General features: G+C 71.9%; 21 protein-coding genes and 1 pseudogene. 15 read left to right on the top strand and 7 right to left on the bottom strand.

All coding sequences use genetic code 11. The features are described 5' to 3' along the window. The first annotated feature begins 50 nt into the window (after positions 1-50). From Prubr_RS28310 to Prubr_RS28295, 4 genes are all read left to right on the top strand, one after another. Entirely contained in the window at positions 51-728 is a 678-nt protein-coding gene (locus Prubr_RS28310) for an MIP/aquaporin family protein (protein WP_212817937.1), read from the top strand. 52 nt (positions 729-780) lie between these two features. Further along, positions 781-1,311 carry a DinB family protein gene (locus Prubr_RS28305; protein WP_212817936.1) on the top strand — a complete coding sequence of 177 codons (531 nt, stop codon included), beginning with the start codon at positions 781-783 and terminating at the stop codon, positions 1,309-1,311. Between the two features lie 69 nt (positions 1,312-1,380). Next, positions 1,381-1,827, top strand: a complete 447-nt coding sequence (locus Prubr_RS28300) for an NUDIX domain-containing protein (RefSeq protein ID WP_212817935.1) — start codon at positions 1,381-1,383, stop codon at positions 1,825-1,827. A gap of 202 nt (positions 1,828-2,029) precedes the next feature. Beyond that, positions 2,030-3,229 (top strand): beta-1,3-glucanase family protein, encoded by a 1,200-nt coding sequence (locus Prubr_RS28295; RefSeq protein WP_212817934.1) that lies wholly within the window; start codon positions 2,030-2,032, stop codon positions 3,227-3,229. A gap of 159 nt (positions 3,230-3,388) precedes the next feature. Here the strand turns inward: Prubr_RS28295 and Prubr_RS28290 are convergent, their stop codons facing one another. Further along, positions 3,389-4,408: a LacI family DNA-binding transcriptional regulator gene (locus Prubr_RS28290; RefSeq protein ID WP_212817933.1), complete on the bottom strand. Its 1,020-nt coding sequence runs from the start codon at positions 4,406-4,408 to the stop codon at positions 3,389-3,391. A 249-nt stretch (positions 4,409-4,657) separates the two neighbouring features. On the opposite strand from Prubr_RS28290, the gene Prubr_RS28285 reads away from it, so the two are divergent. From Prubr_RS28285 to Prubr_RS28265, 5 genes are read left to right on the top strand one after another with little or no spacing between them, the layout of a single operon-like run. Beyond that, complete coding sequence (locus Prubr_RS28285; protein WP_212817932.1) at positions 4,658-5,674, top strand: ABC transporter substrate-binding protein; 1,017 nt, start codon at positions 4,658-4,660, stop codon at positions 5,672-5,674. Continuing rightward, positions 5,671-6,492, top strand: coding sequence for an ABC transporter permease (locus Prubr_RS28280; protein WP_212817931.1), 822 nt, complete (start codon positions 5,671-5,673; stop codon positions 6,490-6,492). The genes Prubr_RS28285 and Prubr_RS28280 overlap by 4 nt, the downstream gene beginning before the upstream one ends. Continuing rightward, positions 6,489-7,289, top strand: coding sequence for an ABC transporter ATP-binding protein (locus Prubr_RS28275; protein ID WP_212817930.1), 801 nt, complete (start codon positions 6,489-6,491; stop codon positions 7,287-7,289). The genes Prubr_RS28280 and Prubr_RS28275 overlap by 4 nt, the downstream gene beginning before the upstream one ends. Before the next feature lie 5 nt (positions 7,290-7,294). Continuing rightward, positions 7,295-8,158, top strand: coding sequence for an ABC transporter permease (locus tag Prubr_RS28270; RefSeq protein WP_246569051.1), 864 nt, complete (start codon positions 7,295-7,297; stop codon positions 8,156-8,158). Continuing rightward, entirely contained in the window at positions 8,155-9,183 is a 1,029-nt protein-coding gene (locus Prubr_RS28265; RefSeq protein WP_212817928.1) for an amidohydrolase family protein, read from the top strand. Before Prubr_RS28270 ends, Prubr_RS28265 begins: the two co-directional genes overlap by 4 nt. A gap of 75 nt (positions 9,184-9,258) precedes the next feature. Here Prubr_RS28265 and Prubr_RS28260 read toward each other — a convergent pair whose 3' ends face one another. Further along, entirely contained in the window at positions 9,259-9,795 is a 537-nt protein-coding gene (locus Prubr_RS28260) for a GNAT family N-acetyltransferase (RefSeq protein ID WP_212817927.1), read from the bottom strand. A gap of 104 nt (positions 9,796-9,899) precedes the next feature. Between Prubr_RS28260 and Prubr_RS28255 the strand changes: the two genes are divergently transcribed. Together Prubr_RS28255 and Prubr_RS28250 are read left to right on the top strand one after the other, a co-directional pair. Next, positions 9,900-10,373, top strand: a complete 474-nt coding sequence (locus tag Prubr_RS28255; RefSeq protein ID WP_212817926.1) for a hypothetical protein — start codon at positions 9,900-9,902, stop codon at positions 10,371-10,373. Continuing rightward, complete coding sequence (locus Prubr_RS28250) at positions 10,370-10,942, top strand: hypothetical protein (protein ID WP_212817925.1); 573 nt, start codon at positions 10,370-10,372, stop codon at positions 10,940-10,942. Before Prubr_RS28255 ends, Prubr_RS28250 begins: the two co-directional genes overlap by 4 nt. Before the next feature lie 359 nt (positions 10,943-11,301). On the opposite strand, the gene Prubr_RS28245 is transcribed toward Prubr_RS28250, so the two are convergent. Next, the gene (locus Prubr_RS28245) at positions 11,302-13,041 is read right to left on the bottom strand and encodes an ATP-binding protein (protein ID WP_212817924.1); all 1,740 of its coding nucleotides are present in this window, start codon (positions 13,039-13,041) and stop codon (positions 11,302-11,304) included. Positions 13,042-13,290: 249 nt separating this feature from the next. On the opposite strand from Prubr_RS28245, the gene Prubr_RS28240 reads away from it, so the two are divergent. Then, positions 13,291-14,646: a GDSL-type esterase/lipase family protein gene (locus tag Prubr_RS28240; RefSeq protein ID WP_212817923.1), complete on the top strand. Its 1,356-nt coding sequence runs from the start codon at positions 13,291-13,293 to the stop codon at positions 14,644-14,646. 93 nt (positions 14,647-14,739) lie between these two features. On the opposite strand, the gene Prubr_RS28235 is transcribed toward Prubr_RS28240, so the two are convergent. The 3 genes and pseudogenes from Prubr_RS28235 to Prubr_RS38335 all read right to left on the bottom strand — a co-directional run. Then, complete coding sequence (locus tag Prubr_RS28235) at positions 14,740-16,923, bottom strand: choice-of-anchor J domain-containing protein (RefSeq protein ID WP_246567757.1); 2,184 nt, start codon at positions 16,921-16,923, stop codon at positions 14,740-14,742. 145 nt (positions 16,924-17,068) lie between these two features. Then, complete coding sequence (locus Prubr_RS37195; RefSeq protein WP_246567755.1) at positions 17,069-17,296, bottom strand: hypothetical protein; 228 nt, start codon at positions 17,294-17,296, stop codon at positions 17,069-17,071. A 13-nt stretch (positions 17,297-17,309) separates the two neighbouring features. Further along, a pseudogene (locus tag Prubr_RS38335) lies at positions 17,310-17,498 on the bottom strand (DUF998 domain-containing protein); the annotation flags it as partial. A 126-nt stretch (positions 17,499-17,624) separates the two neighbouring features. Here Prubr_RS38335 and Prubr_RS28225 point away from each other — a divergent pair. Beyond that, positions 17,625-19,346, top strand: coding sequence for an Hsp70 family protein (locus Prubr_RS28225; RefSeq protein ID WP_212817920.1), 1,722 nt, complete (start codon positions 17,625-17,627; stop codon positions 19,344-19,346). 94 nt (positions 19,347-19,440) lie between these two features. Here Prubr_RS28225 and Prubr_RS28220 read toward each other — a convergent pair whose 3' ends face one another. Beyond that, on the bottom strand, positions 19,441-20,409 hold the full coding sequence (locus tag Prubr_RS28220; RefSeq protein ID WP_212817919.1) for an aldo/keto reductase: 969 nt from the start codon (positions 20,407-20,409) through the stop codon (positions 19,441-19,443). A gap of 96 nt (positions 20,410-20,505) precedes the next feature. Between Prubr_RS28220 and Prubr_RS28215 the strand changes: the two genes are divergently transcribed. Both Prubr_RS28215 and Prubr_RS28210 read left to right on the top strand, forming a co-directional pair. Continuing rightward, positions 20,506-21,063, top strand: coding sequence for a winged helix-turn-helix domain-containing protein (locus Prubr_RS28215; protein WP_212817918.1), 558 nt, complete (start codon positions 20,506-20,508; stop codon positions 21,061-21,063). Next, positions 21,056-21,895 (top strand): SRPBCC family protein, encoded by an 840-nt coding sequence (locus Prubr_RS28210; RefSeq protein WP_212817917.1) that lies wholly within the window; start codon positions 21,056-21,058, stop codon positions 21,893-21,895. Before Prubr_RS28215 ends, Prubr_RS28210 begins: the two co-directional genes overlap by 8 nt. The last annotated feature ends 146 nt before the right edge of the window (positions 21,896-22,041 follow it).

Here is a 22,041-nt window from a genome sequence, read left to right as displayed (position 1 = left end):
CTTCCGCCGAAGTGGGCGAACGGCCCGGCCGGCTGTTCCAGGATGCGGGTATGGACGACACGCGACGGTACGCCGCCGAGTTCCTCGGCACCCTGCTGCTGGTCTTCATCGGTGTCGGCGCCACCATTTCGGCCCGGGAGTCCGGGGGCGTCGTCGTGGTCGCCCTGGCCTTCGGGTTCGTCGCGGCGGTGCTGTTCTACACCCTCGGTCCGCTGTCCGGCTTCCACGCCAATCCGGCGATCACCCTCGGGGTGCTGCTGTCCGGCAAGATCTCGCCGGCGGGGGCGGTCGCGTACTGGGTCGCGCAGTTCCTCGGCGCGACCGTGGCCGGCCTGCTGCTCTGGGGACTCACCCGCTGGGGCGGCGTGGCCGACCAGACCGGCGTGCTGGGCACCAACGGGTACGGCCAGCACATCAACCTCGGTGGCGCCATGGTCCTGGAAACGGTGCTGACCTTCCTGTTCGTCCTGGTCGTCCTGGTGGTGACCGGCCGTCCCGAATACGCCGGCAGCGCCGGCCTGGTGATCGGGTTCGCGCTGGCCGCCGTACTCCTGGCCGGCATCACGCTGGACGGCACCTCGGTCAACCCGGCCCGCTCGTTCGGCCCGGCGGTCTTCGAGGGCGGTACGGCGCTGCGCCAACTCTGGGTGTTCGTCGTCTTCCCGCTGGTCGGGGCGGCGCTCGCCGCGGCGGTCGCGCCACTGGTCGTCGGGCGGGCACCGCGCTGACCCGGCCGGATATCCGGTCGATCCGGCGACCGGTCGGTGCGAAGATCACCCGATGCCGGCATCCCGCCCCGAACTGCTGCGTTGGCAGTTCGACCTGACCTGGTCGCTTTTCGAATACCACCTGGAGCGGCTGGAGCCGGCCGACCACCTCTGGGAACCGGCCCCCCTCCACTGGACGGTGCGCGCCGGCAGCGACGGCCGGTGGGTGCCGGACTGGGCCGAGTCCGAGCCGGACCCGGTCCCGGTCCCGGTGCCGACGGTCGCCTGGATCACCTGGCATCTCGGCTGGTGGTGGACGGTGACGATCGACCACGCCCGGGGGCGTACACCCCCGGACCGCACCGGGATCCGGTGGCCCGGCGACGGCGCCGCGGCGGTGGCGTGGCTGCGCGACCTGCGAACCGAGTGGCTGGCGGTGCTCGACCGGCTCACCGACGCCGACCTCGACCGGCCCGCCCCGTTCCCGTGGCCGGCCGACTCCGGGCTCACCGTCGCCCACATGATCGGCTGGGCCAACGCGGAGCTGATGAAGAACGTCGCTGAGATCGGCCAGCTCCGCCTGCTGCGCGCCGCGCGGGCCTGATCCGTACGCCCGGGTATGGTCACCCGGCGCGTGGAGCACCAGTGGGTTTTCCGGAGAGTGGAGTCAGTGATGAGTGTGCTACGGCGTACCCCGTCGGTTTCCTGTGTGTTCGTGTGTCACGACGGCGCCGGGCGGCTGCTGCTGGCCCGGCGCGGACCGGGCGCCCGCGACGAGCCCGGCACCTGGGACACCGGGGCCGGAGCGCTGGAGTTCGGCGAGAGCTTCGAGGACGCGGTCACCCGCGAGGTACGCGAGGAGTACGCCGCCGACCCGCTGGAGATCACCCTGCTCGGGGTGCGCAACGTGCTGCGGGACAGCCCGCCGTCGCACTGGGTCGCGGTGGTCTTCGCGGTACGCGTCGACCCGGCCCGGGTCACGATCGGCGAGCCGCGCAAGTTCGACCGGCTCGACTGGTTCGCCGCCGACGACCTGCCGCAGCCGGCGCATTCGCAGCTCATGGCCACCCTGGCACTGCTGCCGGACCGGCTGCCGCCGGCACCGCCGCAGGTCGGGTGACCGCGCGCCGGGACGTGACGGCGTAACACAAGGGTAATTTTTCGGACACCTAACTATTGACAGGGATCGCTTGCCGGGTAAGGGTGGATCTGAGTGAGAGAGCGCTCTCAGGTGGGCTATATCAGCCAGGAAGGAGCATTTCGTTCGGGGCATGAGTGTGCCCAGAGCGCGGCCGAGGGCCGCACACGTAAGGAGTTGATACATGCGTACAGGACGGAAGCTGCTCCACCGACTGGCCGTGGTCGCGGCCGCCGCGTCCACCGCCGTCGCGCTCGGCGGAACGGCACCGGCGTCGGCCGTACCGCCGGACCACCTGCCGCTCCACGTGACCAACAACTCGGGCCGGGGCGAGCAGATCCACCTCTACGTTCTCGGCGTCAACCTGGCGACCGGCCGGCTCGGCTACGTCGACGCCGGCGGCACCTTCACCGCCTGGTCGGGCGGAACGCTACCGCCGAGCCCCGCCCCCGACGTGGCGATCTCCGGCCCGGCCGGTGGCGCCACCACCACCCTGCAGATCCCCCGCGGCCTGTCCGGCCGGGTCTACATGTCGTTCGGCGAAAAGCTCAAGTTCTTCCTCAGCCCCGACGGGCTCGTCCAGCCGGCGCCGTGGGCGTCCGGCGACCCCAACCACGGCATCCTGTTCGACTGGAGCGAGTTCACCTACAACGACGACGGGCTGTGGCTCAACAGCTCCCAGGTCGACATGTTCAGCGTGCCGCACTCGGTCGGGGTCACCGGGGCCGACGGCGGCAGCAGCACGGCCGGCGAACTCGTCGCCGGTGGCCGCGACGGCATCTTCGACGCGCTGGCCGGCCAGCCCGGCGACTGGGGCAGACTGATCCACACCCGCGCCGACGGCACCCGGCTGCGCGTCCTGTCGCCGCACAAGGGCATCGACACCGCCGTCTTCGGCGACACCTACCTCGACGGCTACATCGCGCAGGCGTGGGACACCTACCGGGACACCACGCTCACCGTGGTGCCGTTCCAGCACGAGCCGGACACGAGGTTCCACGGCCGCACCGACGGCGCCGGCGTGCTGCGCTTCACCGACGGGAGCGGCGCCGAGGTGGCCTCGTTCCAGCGACCGACCACAAAGGACGTCTTCGGCTGCGACGGCCGGCTGCACGCCCCGAACGACCACGTGGTGGGACCGATCGCACGTACCCTGTGCGCCGCGCTGCACCGTTCCACGCTCGGCTTCGCGCACACCCAGCCGACGTACGATCCGGCCGGGTTCTACACCCGCGACGTCACCGACCACTACTCGCGGGTCGTCCACGAGCACATGGTCGACGGGCGGGCCTACGGGTTCGCCTTCGACGACGTCGGCGGCTTCGAGTCGCTGGTGCACAACGGCTCCCCGGTCTCCGCACGCATCGACCTGACCGCTTTCTGACCCCCTTCCCCCTCCCTCCCCGCCCCGCCCCACTCCGCCCCGCGATCTTGCACTTGTCTCCCCCTTCTGCCCAGGTTTGACGGGCGACAAGTGCAAGATCGCGGGGTTTCGGGGCGGGCGGGGGCGGGCGGGGCGGGCGGGGAGGGCAGGGGGCGGGGGTCAGGGGCGGCGGGTGGTGGTTTCGCGGGGGACGAGGCGGTGTGGGAGCACCACGGGCGGGCCCGCCTCGAGGGGCGGGCCGGCGGCGCCGGCGTCGATCACCCGCCGGGCGGCCATCGCGCCCAGCTCGTACAGCGGCAGGCTGACCGTGGTCAGGCCGACGAACCGGGCCACCGGCAGGTCGTCGATGCCGGCGACGGAGACCTGCCCCGGTACGTCGATCCGGGCCTGCCGCAGCGCGTTGAGCGCCCCGACCGCGGCCTCGTCGTTGGCGGCGACGATGGCGTCGGGCAGATCACGACTGGCCAGCAGCCGCAGCGCCGCCGCGTGGCCGGCCTCGAAGTCGAAGCCGCCCTCGACGCACTCCGCGAGGTCGCGCAGGCCGGCCTCGGCCATCCGGTCGAGGAACCCGGTCCGGCGCTGTTCGGTGGCGACCATGCCGGCGGGCCCCTCGATAAACGCGATGCGGCGGTGGCCCTGCGACACCAGATGGTCGGTGAGGTCGTACGCGGCGGCGCGGTTGTCGGCGGTGATGACCGGGCAGTCGATGTCGCGGTCGGTGAGCGAGATCGTCAACACGCCCCGCTCGCGCGCCTGGGCGACGGCCTTGGCCAGCTCCGGCGTCCGCGGGTCGTCGACGTAGCCGCTGCCGGCGAAGATCACGCCCGCCGCCCGGTAGTCGCGCATGGTCTGGAGTCTGGTGATCTCCGAACTCGTGCGCCGGTCGGCGTTGGACAGCATGGTCACGTATCCGGCCCGGGTCGACATGTCGTCGACGCCGCGCGCGATGACCGAGAAGTACGGGTTGACGATGTCGCTGACGATCACCCCGATGAGCCGGCTGGTCCGGGTGACCAGCGCCTGGGCCAGGGCACTGGGTGAGTAGCCGAGGCGCGCCGCGGCGGCCAGGACCCGCGAGCGGGTGTCGGCGGAGACCGGGTGGGTGGCGCCGTTGAGCACCCGGGAGGCGGTGGCGACGGAGACGCCGGCCTCCCGGCTCACGTCGGCGAGCGAGGCCATCGCATCCTCACTTCGGTTCGGAGAACGTTTGCCGTTACTTTGCCACACCCGGGCACCACAGAACCAGCCCGACACCGGACAGGATCGCCGTCAAGATCGATCTGCCCACAAAAGGGCAGGTGACGGCCATGGGCAAGTAACGGGCTGATGTCAGACTCTTGACGGCGGTGTTAGGTAGGCCACTAGCATGCGGGAACGGCAAACGCTTTCCACTCACGTTGAGTGACCAGAGGAAGAGCAGGCACCCCCATGAGCCACCGAAGCCTCTCGACACGAACCGCCCGGGCCACCCGCCGCACGCTGGCGACGGTCACCGCCACCCTGCTGGCCGCCACCGTCGCCGCGTGCGGCGGCGGTGGCAGCACCACCAACGACGACGGCACGCTGAACTTCTCGGTCGCCCTGATCGAGCCCGATATCACCACCGTCCCGATCCTGGCCGCGCTGGACGCCGTACGGCAGCAGGGTCACCAGGTCAAGGTCGTCGAGCTCGCCGAACCCGAGCTGGCCATCGAGGGCCTGGCAAAGGGCGACTACGCGTTCTCCGCCGAGGCGACCAGCCCGGCCCTGATCGCCATCCAGCAGGGCGCGCCGATCCGGATCATCGCCGACGTCGTCGGCAACCAGTGGGCCGTCTACGGCACCACCGGCGTCAACACCTGCGACGACCTGGCCGGCCGGCCGTTCGGCATCTTCAGCGAGGGCGCGGTGGCGACCGCCATGGCGAAGGACTGGGTACGCGGCACCTGCGCCGCCGGCAAGGAACCGCGCTACCTCACCATCGGCGGCTCCGACGTACGCGCCCAGGCGCTGCTCGCCGGCGAGATCGACGCGACCCCGCTGGAGATCACCGACGCGGTGACCCTGGAGGCGTCGGGCCGGACCGGCTTCACCCGGATCGCCGACTTCGCCACCAGCCTGCCCGACCTGCACCCGCAGACCGTGTACGCCAACGCGGACTTCATCGGCGACCACCGCGAAGTGACCCAACTCCTCGTCGACGCCCTGGTCGCCGAACACCGGAAGATCAACGAGAACCCGCAGTACCTGGTCGACCTGGTCAGCAAGTACCTGCCGGACACCAGGGACCCGAACGTCGCGCAGATCGCGCAGCGCTACGTCGAGGGTGGGCTCTTCGACGCGGCGGCGCTGACCGACGCCAACGTGCAGGGCACCATCGACTTCTTCGTCCGGGCCGGCGTGCTCAAGGACGGCATGACCGCCGCCGACGCCGCCGACCTGTCGTTCGTCAAGGCAGGCTCGTGAGCACCCTCGCCGGCCCGCTGCCGCCACGTCGGCGGGGTCTCCTGCGCCGGATCGCCGACTCCGACCGGCCGTACCAGATCCTGACGTTCGTCGTCTTCGCCGTCGTCTGGGAGGTCTACGCGCGACAGTGGGGCGGCCTGCTGATCCCCACCTTCGGGGAGACCGTCGTCGCCACCTTCGAACTGCTCGGCGACCCCGAACTGTGGCAGGCGCTGTACGTCAGTAACCAGGCGCTGGTGATCGGCTTCGGGATCGCCGTCGTGGTCGGCGTACCGGTCGGGATCGTGCTCGGCCGGTTCCCCACCCTGGAGCGCTTCAGCGACGTCTACCTCAACATCCTGCTGGTCACCCCGATGGCGGCGATCATCCCGCTGCTGGTGATGTCGGTCGGCTTCGGACTGATCTCGCGGGTCATCCTGGTCACCGTCTTCTCGATCGTGATGGTGATCGTCAACAGCCGGACCGGGGTACGTAGCGTCGACCCCGGGCTGATCGAGATGGCCCGCTCGTTCGGCGCGTCCGAGCGCCAGATCTGGCGGGAGATCCTGCTCCCCGGCGCGCTTCCGGCGATCATGACCGGTGTCCGGCTCGGCCTCGGCCGCGCCGTCACCGGCATGGTCATCGTCGAACTGCTCATGGTCTCGGTCGCCCTCGGCGGCCTGATCCTCGAATACCGCGGGCTGTTCCAGGCCCCGCTGCTCTACGGCACGATCGTGATCATCCTGGCCGAGGCGCTGCTGCTCATCTCCGTCGCCCGGTGGTGCGAGCGCAAGCTCACCCCGTGGGCCAGGACCAACTCCGCGAAGGACCCCCGATGATCGAAATCAGCGGCCTGCACAAGAGTTTCGTCGGTCAGGACGGCAGCACGGTCAACGCCCTGGACGACGTCAACCTGACCGTCAACGAGAACGAGTTCCTCACCGTGCTCGGCCCGAGCGGCTGCGGCAAGACCACCCTGCTCAAGGCAACGGCCGGGCTGATCGGTTGGGACAGCGGCGACATCGTCATCGACGGGCAGCCGGTGCGCGGGCCGGGCCCGGACCGCAGCATGGTGTTCCAGAACTTCGCGCTGATGCCCTGGGCGACCGTGCTCGACAACGTCGCCTTCGGGATGCGGATGCGCGGCGTCGGCAAGGCCGAGCGCGAGGAGCGCGCCCGTACGCTCATCAAGACCGTCGGGCTGTCCGGCTTCGAGACCAAGCGGCCCGGCGAACTGTCCGGCGGCATGCAGCAGCGGGTCGGCATCGCCCGGGCGTTGGCCGTACGCCCCAAGGTCCTGCTGATGGACGAGCCGTTCGGCGCCGTCGACGAGCAGACCCGGCGGCTGTTGCAGGAGGAACTGCTCGGCATCTGGGAGGGCCAGCAGCTCACCGTCGTCTTCATCACGCACAGCATGGAGGAGGCGGTGCTGCTCGGTGACCGGGTGGTGCTGATGAGCGCCCGGCCGGGCCGGATCGCCGAGATCGTGCCGGTGCCGATGGCCCGCCCCCGCTCGCACGACATCGGCGCGGTCGGCCGCTCCCCCGAGTACGTGGAGATCACCGCGTACCTGTGGGACCGGCTGCGGGACATGCACGAGGAGCACCGCGACGTCCGGGCCGGGGTAACGGCGTGAGCACGATGGTGGGCGGGCGGCAGCTGACCTCGGCCGGTACGCCGGGGCTGCTGTCGCCGCGGCGGCTGCCGGCCGGGGCGATCAGCCTGGCGGTGGGCGCGGTCGTCTGGGAGATCGCGGGACGGATCGTCGACCAGCCGTTCCTGCCGCCGCTGAGTGCCGTGGTGGCCCGGCTGGCCGACATGGTCGGCAGCGGGATGATCGTCGGCAGTCTCGGTGCCAGCCTGGTTAACCTGGCCATCGGCTTCGGGGTCTCGCTGGCGTTGGGCCTGGTCGTCGGGGTGGCAATGGGCCGCTACCGCAAGGTCGAAGCGGCGCTGGGCGTGTACGTCTACGCGCTGCTGACCGCGCCGTCGCTGGTCTTCGCGCCGATCTTCTTCTCACTGCTGGGTGACGGCCGCGGCTCGATCGTCGGGGTGGTGGTCATGTACTCGGCGTTCATCATGATCATCAACACCGCGTCGGCGATCCAGACGGTCCCCGGCCACCTGGTCGAGATGGCCCGCTCCTACGGCGCCAGCGAGCGCCAGGTGCTGTTGCAGATCATGCTGCCGGCCGCCGCGCCGCTGATCATGGCCGGGGTCCGGCTCGGCGTCGGCCGGGCCGTGGTCGGCATGATCAACGGCGAGATGTTCATCTCGGTCATCGGGCTCGGCCGGATCGTCACCCAGGCGGGCGGGCGCTTCGACGGGGCCGGGGTGCTCGCCATCCTGCTGGTCATCATCGCCGTCGCGCTCGGCGCGGTCGCCCTGGTGCAGGCCGTCGACCGCCGGCTCACCCGCTGGCTGCCGACCACCTCGCGGCCCGCCACCCCGTCCCGCCGGCCGGTGCCGGCCGGGGCCCGCAAGACCTCCGGAGGAAAACCGTGAAACTCGACGCCTACAGCCACATCCTGCCCGCCCGCTACTTCGAGCGGATGTGCGAACTCGTCGTCGACGCCGGCGCCCTGCGCCGCTGGCTCGAACTGCCGGCGCTGCACGACGTCGAGGCGCGACTGCGGATGATGGACGAGTTCGGCGCCGACTACCAGCAGATCCTCACCCTCTCCTCGCCGCCGATCGAACTGCTCGCCGGACCGGCCGACTCCCCCGCGTTGGCCAGGTTGGCCAACGAGTCGATGCGGGAGCTGTGCGACCGGTACCCGGACCGGTTCCCCGCGTTCGTCGCCTCGCTGCCGATGAACAACCCGGACGCCGCGCTGGACGAGCTCGCCTTCGCCATCGACCAGCTCGGCGCCCGGGGCGTACAGGTCTTCACCAACGTCAACGGCCGGCCGCTGGACGACCCGCCGCTGCGGCCGATCTTCACCGAGATGGCCCGCCGTGACCTGCCGATCTGGATGCATCCGACGCGCAGTGCCGCGTCGGCCGACTACGCCAGCGAGGAGACGTCACTCTTCGAGATCTGGTGGGCGCTGGGCTGGCCGTACGAGACGAGTGCGGCGATGGCCCGGCTGGTCTTCTCCGGCATCATGGTCGAGAACCCCGACCTGAAGATCATCACGCATCACATGGGCGCGATGATCCCGTTCCTGGAGGGGCGGGTCGGGCTCGGCTGGAGCGACCAGCTCGGCAGCCGTACGCCGGGGGGTTACGCGGCACTGCGGGAGCGGATGCCGCTGCGGCCGGTCGACTACTTCCGCCGGTTCTACGCCGACACCGCGCTGTCCGGGTCACTGATCGGTACCCGCTGCGGCCTGGACTTCTTCGGGGCCGAACGGGTGCTCTTCGGCACCGACTGCCCGTTCGACCCGGAGGGTGGTCCGATGTACATCCGGGAGACGATCAAGGTCATCGACGCGCTCGGGTTGAGCGAGGAGGACCGGGACCGGATCTATCACGGCAACGTGCTGCGGCTGATGCAGCTGCCGCTGCCGGCCCCCGCCGCGGGCTGACCCACCGACCCCTCGCGATCCTGCGCCCGTCCAGCCCGTCCGCCTTCAACGGGCCACGAGCGCAGGATCGCGAGGTCATTTCCGTCGACCGGCGGCCACGGCGGCGCCCAGGTCCCGGCGCATGCACACCCGCGGCCACCGGTCCAGCCCGTGCCCGGCCTCCCGCCGGCGGATCTCCCGCAGTCCCGGCGTCCACCGTTCCCCGGCCAGCACCCGGAACCCGCACCGCAGGTAGTACGGCGCGTTCCACGGCACCTCGGCGAACGTGGTCAGGGTCAGCGCCGGCACACCGTCGGCCGCCGCCCGCCGCGCCACGTCCTCCAGCAGCGCGCGGCCGATCCCCCGCCGCGCGTGGTCGGGATGCACCGAGACCTGCTCGACGTGGACGTTGCCGTCGACCGGATCGGTGAGGAGGTAGGCCACCGGCCGGTCGGCCGGGTCGACCGCCACCAGGGCCCGGCCGGCCAGGCGGTAGGCCGCCAGGACCGTCACCGGCAGCGGCTCGTCGTCGGCGATCTCCGCCATCCCGACCTCGCGGAAGCAGGCGCCCGCCGCCCGCTCGATGTCCCGCAGGATCTCCAGTTCGTCCACGCCGACCGTCCGGATACGCACCGCGCCATTCTCGGCCCCCGACCCGATCCGGCCCACCGGTTTTCGGCGCGCCGCGACCCGCCCGGCGGTCGTTTGCCCCGGCCACGTCGGGGAAGCCAGGGTGCATGTGGTCAGCACTCCTCTCCGGCGCCGCCGCCGGTGCCGCCGGCACCACGGCCCTCGACGCCGTCACCTATCTCGACATGGCCCAACGCGGCCGCCCCGCGAGCAGCACCCCGCAGCAGACGGTGGAAGCCATCACCGGACGGCTGAAGGTCGACGTCCCCGGCGACGGCGACACCCGGCAGAACCGGCTCACCGGACTCGGCGCGCTGTCCGGCATCGGCACCGGGATCGCGGTCGGCGCCGTCTTCGGCGCCCTGCGCGGCGCCGGGTTCCGCCCGCACCCGCTGCTCGCGTCGGTGGTCATCGGGCTGGCCGCGATGGCCGCGAGCGACGTACCGATGGCCGGGCTCAAGGTCAGCGACCCGCGTACCTGGTCGGCCGGTTCGTGGCTGAGCGACATCGTCCCGCACCTGGCGTACGGCATGGTCACCAGCGCCGTGCTCGCCGGGCTGGACCGGCGGGGCCGGCGGTGAAAGCCGTCGGCACCGTACGCCGGCACGCCCCGCACACCGGTCGGCACGTCGCGGACGGCCACCGCCGTGGCCGCGGCACCGCCGCTGGGGCGGCGACCGCCTGGCGGGCGGTGGCCCTGGGGGCCGCCACCGGTGGGCGCAGCATGACCGGCCTGGCCGCCGTCACCCTCACCACACCGGGTACGTCGACCCGACACCGCCGGCGGGCCCGGATCGCGGCACTGCTCGCCGCCGCCGGTGAGATCGTCGCCGACAAGAGCCCCCGGACACCGAGCCGCCTCGACCCGGCGCCGCTGGCCGGACGGCTCGGCACCGGCGTGCTGGCCGCCGTGCTGCTGGCCCGCCGAAACGGCAGCCGACCGTTGATCCCGGTCCTGCTCGCCTGCGCCGGGGTCGTCGCCGCCAGCGTGGCCGGGGCGACCTGGCGGGCGTACGCGAGCCGGCGCGGGCATCCGGCGCTGGCCGCGCTCGCCGAGGACGTCGTAACGGTGGGGCTGGCCACGGCGGCCGTCCACGGCACTGGGCACCGGATCCCCGGCCGACGGCGAGGGCACCGGACGCCGGGCTGACGGCGGGGCCGACCGCCCGGTCGACTCGCGACTCTGGTCGCGGTCTACTTCCATCCGTCGCCTGTTTCGCCGGAGCGTTGCGGGTCGTGGCCGGTCGCCCGGTCGGAGACGGTCGGCGTGCTGGCCGGTGCCGGCGGTGTCGGGACCCTCGATCGCGCCCGTTGTTGATCTGAGCGCCAGCCACTATATCCAGCGCGGATCAGGTGGTTTCTGCTCAGATCAACAACGGCCCTCGGCAAGGGGCCGGAACAAACTTCACATTGGTAACCATCCGCATTCCAGTAGGCCGCACGCGAGCGCCCCGATCGCCGGGCGGGCGCCGGCGGGGTCGCAGCGGGTCGCGGATCCGCACCGGAGCGCTACCCGGCGAAGGTCGGGAACCGGGTGGCGAGCCGGGCGGCCAGGCCGGCGCACCGCTCCCCCAGTTCCGACGCCCACTCCGCGCCGTCCACGTCGAGCAGCGGCCGGCGCAGTCCGTCGATGGTGGCGCGGACCTCGCGGGCCTCCGTCGCCACACCCCGCAGCAGGCTCTCCGCCCGCCGGGTGAGGGCGAGCAGGTCGCATTCGTCGCCGGTCACGTCGAGCAGCAACCGGTCGCCGCGCCGGTACAGCCGGCCGCCGGCCGCGCCGAGGTGGCTGCGCACCTGCCAGACCGCGTTCTTCAGCCGGTGCGCCGCGACCTCCCGGGTCGCGTCCGGCCACAGCCATCCGCCGAGCCGTTCCGCCCGGACGCCGTCGGGCGCGTGCGCGGCGAGCGCCAGCAGCAGATACAGGGCGTGCCGGGTCGGGAACCGGACCTCGGTCGTACCGACCAGGACCGCCGGACCAGTGAAGAAACTGACCCGCAGGGTCGCCAGTTCCCGGAGCATGTACGTCGCCGCCGGGTCGGACGGCGCGACCGCCCTGGCCCGTTCCCAGTGCCGGGCCGCGCGGGAGCCGTCGGCCAGCGCCAGCCGCGACCAGGCGTGCCCGGTCCAGTAGGCGGCGCCGCAGCGTTCGAACCCGGCGATGGCCTCGGTGATCAGGTCGCGGGCCCGGGCCGGGTCGGTGTCGACGACCTGCTCGCCGAGCAGCATCAGGTGCCGGGCCCGTTCCACCGGTGGCACCTCGGCCTCGGCGATCACCCGCTCGATCGTGCGGGCGGCGGCGTGCCGGTGTCCGGCCGCACCGAGCGCCCGGCCGCTGGCGACCCGGGCCCACGACATCCACCACCGCTCGTCGACACCGGTGAGTGCCTCGACCGCGACGTCGGCGTCGGCGAGACTGCGTAGCGGGGTCGCGACCGCGCTGACGTCGGCCCGGATCGCGTGCACTATGCCGCGGATCCAGGCCGATCCGGTCTCGTCGGCCGCGACGACGGCGTGGTCCATGCGGCGGTGCGCGTCCGGCCACCGGCCGCGCAGCGCCTCGACCGCGCCGGCCATCACCAGGGCGATCGGCCACTCGTAGCGCTGGACGCCCTCGGTGATCTCCTGGAAGGCGCGGTCGGCGCCGGCGAGGTTGACGCTGGCCCGGGTGAACGAGCCGAGCCAGATCTCGTACGCGGACAGATGGGTGTAGGCGGTGCCGAGGGCGCGGGCGTCGCCGTGCCGTACGGCGATGGCCACCGCCTCCTCACCGAGCGTCCGGGCCCGGACGAGGTCGCCGGTGCCGTACGCGCTCCACGCCTGGTTGGCCAGGGAGTGCGCGTACGCCGGCAGGTGCCCGTCGAGGTGGACGCGGCCCTCCTCCCACAGCCGGGTCGCCGCCGGGATGTCGCCGATCGTGATCGACCAGTTTCCCTCGGTGTAGAGGGCGCAGCCGTACCCGACGAGGTCGCCGGCGCGCCGGAAGGCGGCGGCCGCGTCGCGCAGCATCCGCCACGGCAGCGGATCGCGGGCGTCGCGGGCGAAGAGGGTGGTGGCCACCACCAGCCGCAGCCACGGCCGGCGCTCGTCGTCGACGGCCAGCAGCCGGGGCAGGTGCGGCAGCAGGGTGACGTTGTTTCCGGCCAGCAGCGCGGCCGCGTGCCGTTCGAGCCAGTCGGCGAGATCAGCGTCGGAGCTGGTCGCGGCCATCCCGGCGGCGAGGCGGCCGGCGGCCGTCGGGGTGAGGGCCATTCGTCCCTCCCTGACCGGTGTGCCCAGTGTGGAGTTGAGGTGGGCGGCGCCCGTGCGAGCGCATTCTATCGACCTCGCCGGACCCGGTCGACGCCGTACCGACCAGGCATTTGACCTCCCCGAGACGGGGTGGACGGACGCTGCGCGCGACCGTTCCACAACGGACGAGGAGCAACAGATGGTCGATCCACCCCCCACCCGACACCCCGGCGCCCCCGGTGGCGCCGCGTACTCGTACCGGCGCTGGTCATGGTCCTCGCGGCCACGATCGGTCCGGTCGTCGCACCGCCGCCGGCCAGTGCCGCGCTGGTCACCTCCGGCATGGGCAAGATGTTCTACTGGCTCGGCGGCGACAACTGCGTCGGCGTGCCGGAGCCGGCGTTCAGCGACTGGACCGTCGCCGCCGACGTGACCACCTGGAGCTGCGAGGGCAACCAGCGCCAGAAGTGGAACTGGCACAACGGCAACCAGCTCCGCGCACTCAACAACCTGTGTCTCGGCATGGTCAACGCGGCCTTGGCGACCGCCAGGGTGCGTACGGTCGCCTGCGCCGCGCTGCCCGGTCGGCAGTGGACCATGGAGGGGCACCCGGGCGGCGGACACTGGTATTCGGTCCGCAACAACGCCGGGACGAAGCTGTGCCTGGAAGCCCGGCAGGGCACCGGGCTGACCATCGTGCCCTGGGTCGCACCGTGCGCGAACATCCCCGCCCAACGGTTCTACCTCGACCGGCACAACCCGTTCCGCTACGTCGCCCTCGGCGACTCGTTCTCGGCCGGCAACGGGGCCGGGAACTACCTCGACACCAAGTGCTACAACTCGTGGGACAACTACGCCAACAAGCTCGACGACGCGTTCGCCGAGCAGCAGCGGGTACCGCCGTTCACCTGGCCGTTCGGGCCGTCGTGCAGCGGTGCCCAGATCGGCCTGGGCAACCTGGTGCCGTGGGCACCCGGTGGCGGCGGCTATTTCAACCCGCAGCACACCGAGTCCGGCTACACCCGGGTGGCGCAGTCCGGCTTCCTCAACCAGGCGCTGGACATCCCCAGCGGCGGCTACGGCGCCGCGTTCAACGGCGCCGAGACGTCGGTGGTCACGATCACGGTCGGCGGCAACGACCTCGGTTTCGCCGGCCTGCTCTACGACTGCACGATCTTCGACTGCCTGGTCATCAACGGCCAGAACACCGAGCAGGTGATCAACGCCGCCCTGCCGATCCTCGAGGGTCGGCTGTTCGCGGTCTATCTGGACATCGGCCGCAAGGCGCCGAACGCCCGGATCCGGGTGCCGAACTATCCGCTGCCGGTCACCACCACCGACCCCCTGCGGTGCCGGGCCGGCATGTTCGACAACGAGGCGCAGATGCTGGCCCGGGTCCAGGCCGGCCTCAACCGGACCATCGCCACCGCCGTCACCCGCGCCCAGGCGATCCTCGGCTCGGAACGGATCCGGGTGGTGGACATCGCCACGCCGTTCCGCACCCACACCGCCTGCGCGGCCGACCCGTGGACGACCGGATCGACGTCCTGGGACACGAAGGAGTGGTATCACGTCAACGCACGGGGTCACCTGGAGATGGCCCGGCTGATCCGCAACACGCTCTGACCCGTCCGACGACGCCACACTCCATAAAAGGACCACGGGCACCCGCCGTCGCGTACGACGACGGGTGCCCGCGACCTTGTCAGCGGGTCAGGCTCAGAAAGCCTGGCCGCCCGGCTGCACGACACCGTTCACCGTGAGGGTGTACGGCGCGTACTGGGTGACCTGCTCGGTCGGCTCGTCGTACGCGACGATCGCGACGACCTTCGGGAACGCGCTGAGCAGCAGCAGCTGGGCCCACCCGACGGAGAAGTTGTCCTTGCCGTCGAACTCGAACTGCCAGGTGAGGTTGAGCTGCTCGTTGATGCCGATCAACCGGACGTTCCAGTTGTGGACGTCGGTCGGCCGGATCTCGCTCGGCGAGTCGAACGCGGCGAGGCTGGAGCCGTCGCTGACCGTCGTGCCACCGACCGTGACGTCGTCGACGAGCAGACCGCCCTCGTTGACGCCGCCGTCGCTGACGTAACGGAACCCGACCAGCACCGTCTGACCGGCGTACGCGGACAGGTCGAACGAGTGCGGTTCGAAGCCGTCCGTGGTGCCGTTCAGCGACGGGCCGAGCGGGCCGTCGATGGTCTTGTCACCGGCGATGGCCGTGTAGGTGGCGCCACCGTCGGTGGACACGACCACGTAGCCGTAGTCGTAGCCCGCCTCCGCGCCGTACTTCGCGAGGAAGCGCAGCGTCGGGTCGGTCGTCGGAACGGCCACCGAGGCGATCGCGCCGACGTCGAGGCTGTTGCCGTTGCCGGACCACAGCACCGAGTTGCCCGGCCGGTCCGGGTCGTTGTCGACCAGGGTCCAGGCCAGCGGGACCGCCGGCAGCGACGGCGCACCGTTGAACTTCACCGACCGCAGGTCACGGCCGCGCAGGACCTGACCGTTGGCCTTCTGCAGCGGCACGAAGTCCGCGCCGTTGGGAGCCGCGCCCGGGGTGATGTTCGCCGCCGGGTTGGCCAGGTTGACCGTCGAACGCAGGCTGGGCGAGGTGACCCGGCCCTTCGGCACACCGAGCGACACCCCGAAGCGCGAGTCGCCGATGATCTTGTCGACCAGGGTCATCGTCTGGTAGTCGTGGATGACCTTGTAGAGGTCGTTCTCGCCCTCGGCGGCCAGGGCCGCCTCGACGCTGGCCAGGCCCTGGAGGTCGCCGTCCTGGTGCAGCCGCGAGATGAACTCCGTCCCGTACCGGTCGTACAGGAACAGCATGAACTGGTAGACGTTGCCGTAGTCGGCGAGCACGGCGCTCGGGTTGCTGCCCTCGTTCCACAGGTTGAGGGAGTTCTCCGGGCCGCCGCAGTCGCGCGGGTTGGTGTTGTACGGCGTCTGGACGGTGCCGAAGCCCTGGTAGCAGTAGAGGTGCCCGTCGGCACCCGGCTCGAACACGGTCTTCGTCGCGTCGGTGTAGCCGGTGAGGGTCTGCGCGAAGTCCGACAGCCCCTCGTTGATCATGATGCCCTCGAAGGGGTCCGCGTAGTAGTGGAGCAGGTGCTGCCACTCGTGCGCGAAGGTGCCCTCGTAGAGGTTCGGGCGGCTCGGCCGGCTGGTGCACACGTCGTTGGTCGGCTCGTTCGGCGGGTTGTCACCGGTACGGTGCGCCCAGTCGTACGCGTCGATGGTCATGACGTTGCGGTCGAGCAGCTCGTTGAAGTACGACCAGAAGAAGCCGGCGATGTACGACGAGGCGGCCGGGAAGTCGTAGAAGTTGTCGTCCCGGACGTTGTCGATCAGGGCGACGGTCTTGTCGCCGTCACCGGTGTAGTCGCCGCCGTTGCCGTTCGCGTCCGGGCCGAGCACGGCGTTGCTGCCGTCCCGGTCCGGCGGGGTGCTGAAGGCAGCGGTCTCCTTCGGGTACATGTTGTTGTCGAACTCGTCGACCAGCCGCGCGACCTGCGCGTCGGTGACCTCCGTGGACGACGGGATCTGCAGGCGGCAGTCGCCGGGCAGGAACGCGAGGTCGTTGGCGACCCAGACCTCGATCTTCTCGCCGACGCCGCGCAGCGTGTAGTCCTTGCGGTAGGCGCCGCCCTGGACGTCGTCGAGGGCGACCCACTGCCGGACCGTACCGACCGCCGGGGTGCCCGCGGCCTGGGTCTGCGCCCGGTTCCGCGCGCTGGACTGCGGCTGGTACTCGCGCGGTACCTCGACCGCCTTGCCGTCGACCGTCTCGGCCTTGGGGACGAACGAGCGGGTGTCGCTCGGCACGTCCTTCGACGGCGCGGCCGGGGGTGCCGCCGCGGCCGGTGCCGCCGTGGCCACGACGGTCAGGAAGGGCAGAACCATTACTGAGGCGGCTGCCCCAGCAATACGGCTTCGTGCCATGAAACCTCCTTTTTGGGGGTGTGACATCGGCCCGTCGACGGGCACACGGAGCCCAGCTCACCGGCGTCGATCGACGGGACCGGAGTCACCGTACCGTGTGCGAGCGTCAGGTGTACCTACTGATATCGGCTTGCCCTCGATCTCTTTTGGACCCCTCGCGCCCCTGGTCCGCCGCCTGCAACGCATCCGGATCCGGTCGCCGCGCGCGGTGATCGTCGGCCACCAGCCACGACGCCAACACGACGAGCCAGAGCCAATCGACCGTGATCATCACCCGCTGCACGATCCCGGTCAGCGGGTCGTCGGCCTCCCAGGCCGTACCGAAGAATCCCATGAGCACCAGACCGGCGACCCCGGACGATGAAGTTGGCGATCTGCAACCAGCCCCGGCCGCCGAGACTCAGGGCACTGACGGGGTGGTAGACGGGGTCGTATCCGGTCCGGGTGGCACCGTCGACGGCGGCCACCACGACGAACAGCACCGGGCCGGCGATCCCGGCGGCCAGCAGCGGTTCCGTACGGCTGTGACGACGCATTCGGGCTCCTGTTCGCGGGCCGGAGGATCCGGCGTACCGGCCCAGCCTGCGCCGGGCGCGGATTGGCGGGAAGTGCCGATCGTCATGGGCCGGCGTGCTGGCGGGCCTCGCGTAGGCTCGGCGGCCGTGGGTGCGTACCGGCTCGCGATCGACCTCGGCTCGTCGAACACGGTCGCCGTGCTCACCGACCCCGGTGGCGCCGCCCGGCCCCTGCTCTTCGACGGGTCGGAGTTGCTGCCGTCGGCGGTCTTCGCCGGGCACGGCGGCACCGACCTGCTGACGGGACGGGACGCCGAGCGGTTCGGCCGGGTCGACCCGGCGGCGTTCGAACCGCATCCGAAACGCCGCGTCGACGACGGCGTACTGCTGCTCGGCCCGCACCAGGTCGACGTACGCGACGCGCTGGCAGCGGTCCTCCGCCGGGTACGCGCCGAGGCCAATCTCCCCGCCGGCCCCGTCGACACGGTGCTGACCTGCCCCGACGGGTGGGGGGCGCCGCGCCGGCGGGTGCTCACCGAGGCCGCCGCCCGCGCCGGGTTCGGCCCGGTACGGCTGCTCGGCGAGGCGGTGGCCGCCGCGGCGTACTTCGCCGCCCGGCTGGCCCCCCATCCGACCGGCACGGCGCTCGCGATCGTCGACATCGGCGGCGGCACGACCGACGTGGCGGTGGTGCGGCGCGCCGCCGATCTCGAGGTGGTGGCGCGGGCCGGAGCCGACCTCGGCGGTGCCGACATCGACGCGGCCCTCGTCGCGTACCTGGCCGGCGGCCCGGTCCCGGCCGACGCCGGCGACCGTGTGTCGCTGTGGCAGGAGGTCCGGTCGGCCAAGGAGAGCCTGTCGCGCACCGGCCACACCCCGCTGCGGTTGCCCGGCCGGCCGGCGCCGACCCACCTGACCCGGGAGGAGTTGGAGAAGGTCGCGGCACCGGTCCTGAGCGGTGTCGGCGCGCTCGCCGAGCGGGTCGTCGCGGCGGCGGGTGTCGCGCCGGACCGGCTCGCCGGGGTGTTCCTGGTCGGTGGCGGCAGCCGGATCCCGATGGCGGCCCACGTGCTGCACACCCGGCTCGGCGTCGCCCCGACGACGGTGGAGCGGCCGGAGACCGCAGTCGTCGAGGGGGCGCTGATCGCCGTGCCGCGGCTGCCGGCGACCCGGACCGGCGGCAGGGGTGCCGCGGCACGCGGGTCCGGGCCGGCGACGCCCGGGGGCGACCACCCGTCGGCCGTCGCGGCGGCGCCACGCGGTGCGCCGGCACGTCCGGGGCGCCGGCGGGGGTGGTTCCGCCCGGTGCTGCTCGCCGCGGTCCTGCTCTGTTTCGGGCTGCCGTTCGCCACCGTCTCGTGCGGGCTGCCGGGTGGCTACGGCCGCGCCGACGCCGGTGGGATCACCACCTACCGGGGCAGCACGCTGATCACCGGTACGGCTCCCGAGGTGTCGGCCGGCCACCTCGCCGCACCGGCGGACCGACGCCCCGACCGGCTGCCGCCACAGCTGCCCCTGCTCGCCGCCGCGCTGGCGGTGGTCGCCGCGCTCGTGTGCGCGGTCCGGCTCCGGGTCCGCCCGGCGGCGGCGCCGGGGTCGACGTCGCCCCGCCGGCCGCGGCCCGGCCTGCCCGGCGGGCTCTGCCTCGCCGCCGCCGTCCTGTTGGTCGCCGGTGAGCTGCTGGTGCTACGTCAGTTGGCCGGCCGGGTCCGCGACCTGGGCACGGTGCCGACCGACCGGGCCGCCGGCGACTACGTCGACGTCGGGGTCGGGTTCTGGATCGCGCTGGCGCTGCTCGTGGTGGTTCTCGCGACGGACCTGCGGACGCTGCTCCGCGGTCGCCCACCGCGCCGGCGCCCCACCTCCTGACCTTCTCCGCGATCTTGCAGGTGTCTCCCCCTTTCGCCGGTTCTGTCCGGCGACAAGTGCAAGATCGCGGAGAGCGGGCGGGCGGGAGGCTCGGTCAGCGGGTCAGGCGGGTGCGGATCAGGCTGGGGACCGCCGCCAGGCCGGTCACCGGGCGGAAGGCGCGGGCGGCGGCGACGAGGGCGGCGTACTCGTCGTCGCGCAGATCGATGTCGGCGGCGGCCGCGTTGGCCTCCACCTGCTCGACCGACGACGCGCCGGGGATGGCCACCACGTTCGGATGGCGGATCAGGTAGGCCAACGCGATCTGGCTCGCGGTGGCGTCGTGCGCGTCGGCGACCGCCCGCAGGGTGTCGAGCAGCCCGCGGCCACGCTCCAGGTTCTCCGGCAGGAACAGCGGGTTGGCCCGGCGGATCGCCCCGGACGGCGGGTTGGCGCTGTCGTACCGGCCGGAGACGAAACCCTGCGCGAGCGGGCTGTAGGCGATGACCAGTCGGCCGGCCTTCTCCGCGTACGGGATCAGGTCGTCCTCGGCGGCGCGGTTGACGATGCTGTACTCGACCTGGTTGGACAGCACCCGGCGACCGAGCGCCGCCTCGGCGATCCGCCAGCGCCGCAGATCGTAGTTGCTGACGCCGACCTCGCCGACGAGCCCGACGTCCTGCAGGGTCCGCATCCCCCGCATGATCGTCCGGTCGCTGATCAGCGGGTTGGCCTGGTGCACCTGGTAGAGGTCGATGGCGCGCACGCCGAGCCGGGCCGCGGAGGCCACGGCCCGTTGCTGCACGACCGGGGGCAGGGGCAGCAGCGGAAGGAGCTTGCTGGCCACCACGACGCGGGACCGGTCGTCGCCCAGCGCCGCGCCGAGGATGCGTTCGCTGCGCCCGAAGCCGTAGACCTCGGCGGTGTCGAAGAGGGTGATGCCGAGGTCGAGGGCACGGCGGACGATCGCCTTCGCGACGCCCTCGTAGTCGGAACCGTAGCCCCACTCGCGGGAGCCGAACTGCCAGGTCCCAAGGCCGATCTTGGAGAGGGGTCGGGTGGTGTCGAGGTCAGCGAAGCGCATGTCCGGACGGTACCCGCGACGGCGCCACGCCGTCGCTGATCGACCGGGGCGGCACGATTGACAAAATTTGGTTTTACGTACAATCTGGTTTTTGCCATGAGAGACGTCCTGTACCTGGAACAGATCGAGCAGGCCGAGACCCTGCTCAAACCGCAACGCATCGAGGTGCTGCGGGAGTTGGCCGAGCCCGGCACCTGCGGCGAGGTCGCGGCCCGACTGGGCCAGACCCCGCAGCGCGTCTACTACCACGTCAAGCGCCTCGTCGAGGCCGGCCTGGTCGACCAGGTCGCCGAGCGCAAGGTTCGGGGCATCCACGAGGGGATCTACCAGGCCAGCGCCCGGACGTACTGGCTGTCGCCCCGCCTGGTCGGCCGGCTCGGTCTGCGCCGGGCGCAGGACGAGTTCAGCCTCGGCTACCTGCTGGACCTGATGGAGGAGGTCCAGGCCGACATCGCCGACCTCGACCGCACGGCGCCCGAACTGCCGTCGGTCGGGATGTCCGGTGAGATCCGGGTGCCACCCGAACTGCGTCCACAGTTCCTCAACGACCTGCAGGCCGCGCTGCAGGACCTGTTCACCCGCTACGGCGGAGCCGAGGGCGACGCGTTCAAACTCGCCGTCGCCTGCTATCCCAAGGGAGAAGACCGTGACTGAACCGATGATCGTGCGCGCCCGGGTCGCCGCCCCGCTCGCCGCCGTCCACACCGCACTGACCGACGCCGGGGCGCTGCGCACCTGGTTCGCCGAGCACGCCGAGGTCGAACTCCCCCACCGGTACGAGTTCTGGGGCCGACACACCCCCGAGGGCGACGCGCCGCACCAGCGCCTGCTGCACGTCGACGACCACAGCCTGCGACTGGCCTGGCTGCTCGACGGCGAGGAGACCACCGTCGGGATCGAACTGACCGCGGAGTCCGCCGACTCGACCCTGATCACCCTCTCGCAGACCCACTTCGACTTCTCCGACGTGATCACCGGCAAGAGCATCCGCGGCGTCCTGAACACCTTCTGGGCGCTGTCCATCGCCAACCTGATCGACCACCTCGAGGGCCGGCCGCTGACCGCGCGGGTCGACTTCACCTCCACCGAACTCCGTGCCGAGGTCGAGATCGACGCGCCGGCGGAGCAGATCTTCGAGTCGATGACCGACTCGGCGGCGGTGACCCGGTGGTTCGGCTACCCGATCGAGATCGAGCCGTACGTCGGCGGCCGGTACGCCATGGGCGGCTTCGACAACGACCCGAACCCGGCCAAGGTCGTCGACCTCACGCCCGGCCGCCGGCTGGCGGTGGACTGGGGTCCCGCCGGGGTGAACACCTGGGAACTGGAGGGCTCGGCCGGCCGGACCCGGTTGACCGTGGTGCAGAGCGGGTTCGACACCGGGCGCCCGCCGTACGCGAGTTGGGCCGGGATCCTGTCCGGCCTGGCCGAACTGCGCCGCTACCACGAACTGCCCGACTGGCAGCCGGTCTGGCTCCCGTCCTGACCTCCCAAGACGTACGGCGGGGCGGCCCGCCGAGCCGTGTAGTGTCGACAGGCTGATGGCGGGCCGATCCGCCACTGCCCACGGTTCGTTCCTGTGAGCCGCCCCGCACCAGACCGGGGCTTTCCGGTGGCGTGCCGACAACGGAA

This window comes from Polymorphospora rubra (genome assembly GCF_018324255.1).
Taxonomy (GTDB): Bacteria; Actinomycetota; Actinomycetes; order Mycobacteriales; family Micromonosporaceae; genus Polymorphospora; species Polymorphospora rubra.
The sequence above is the reverse complement of the archived record's forward strand: the minus strand, read 5'-3'. Positions and strand labels throughout refer to the sequence as shown.